General features: G+C 59.0%; 1 protein-coding gene. It reads right to left on the bottom strand.

Annotated elements, in window-relative coordinates:
* Positions 1-182 precede the first annotated feature (182 nt).
* The gene (locus tag DIE15_RS36615; RefSeq protein WP_124835880.1) at positions 183-1,208 is read right to left on the bottom strand and encodes an IS110 family transposase; all 1,026 of its coding nucleotides are present in this window, start codon (positions 1,206-1,208) and stop codon (positions 183-185) included.
* Positions 1,209-1,245: the final 37 nt, after the last annotated feature.

Below are 1,245 nucleotides of genomic sequence, written 5' to 3'. Positions count from 1 at the left end.
GGAAAGATCCCGCCCCATGATGGGAGCCGCGCCGGGCAAACCTCAAAAAGCCCACAGCATTGACGTGCTGTTTTTTGTGTCAGGTTACTTGCCCGGCCGTTGAGTCGGTTATGCCTTCACGTATCTCGCGTCGCAAAACCAGAGGTGACTACTGAAACTGAAGCCGTAAGCGATAGGAAGCGTCAGACTGAGGGAACAGCCTCGATGCTTCGGTAGTGTGTCCCTTTGGCGAGGATGGCCCAGGCGATCCTCGCCAATTTATTGGCCAGGGCACAGGCGACCACGTTCGAGTGTCGTCGCGCCAACAGACTGCGAATCCAGACGCCTAATGCATCCGTGCGGTGCTCGATGTGCTGCATGATGGTCCGCGCACATTGCACCAGCAGCCGTCGCAGTTCCTTGTCGCCGCGCTTGCTGATGCCCAGTAGCGTTGGTTTGCCGCCGGTGCTGTACTGTCGCGGCACCAGACCGACCGAAGCTGCAAACTGCCTTGCCGAACCATATTGATGGGCATCGCCCAACTCGGACACCAACATGCTGGCGGTCATCGGGCCAATGCCGGGAATCTCCAGCAGCCGTTCGCTGCGGTCATCCTCGTGTAGCTGGGGAAGCAGCTCACGTTCGAGCTGGCGGATCTGCTCGTCCAGATACTTGAAATGCGCCTGCAAGCGTTCGAGCACGACCACCAACCTCGGCGGCAACGATTTTGCCTCCAGCACGGTGGGAAGTCGCCGGATCGCTGCCATGCCGCGCGGCAAGCTGATACCGAACTCCAACAGAAACACATGAATCTGATTGATCGTGCCGGTGCGGTCACACACCAGCCGCTCGCGCACACGGTGCAAGGCTGAAACGATCTGCTGGGCTTCGTTGTGCGGGCTCACGAAACGCATGCTCGGACGGGAAGCTGCTTCGCAGATCGCCTGGGCGTCCGCGAAATCGTTCTTGTTGCCTTGCCGGAACGGTTTGACGAATTGCGGAGAAATCAGCTTGGCCTCATGGCCCAGCGCTTGAAGTCGACGTGCGATCCAGTGAGCACCGGCGCAGGCCTCCATGACCACCATACAACGCGGAAAATTGCCCAGCAGCGTGAACATCTGGCTACGCGTGAGCTTTTTATGGAACACCATCCTGCCTGACGCATCCTGTCCATGCAGGTGGAAGCAGTGCTTGCCGAGATCGACTCCGATCAGCGATACCGTGTCCATGATGGCCCTCCAGAAGGACAAAATCCTCACTCAGCGT

Source organism: Burkholderia sp. Bp9031 (genome assembly GCF_003857965.1).
In the GTDB taxonomy this organism is placed as follows: Bacteria; Pseudomonadota; Gammaproteobacteria; order Burkholderiales; family Burkholderiaceae; genus Burkholderia; species Burkholderia ambifaria_A.
Note: the sequence above shows the minus strand (reverse complement) of the source record. Positions and strands in the feature narration are given on the sequence as shown.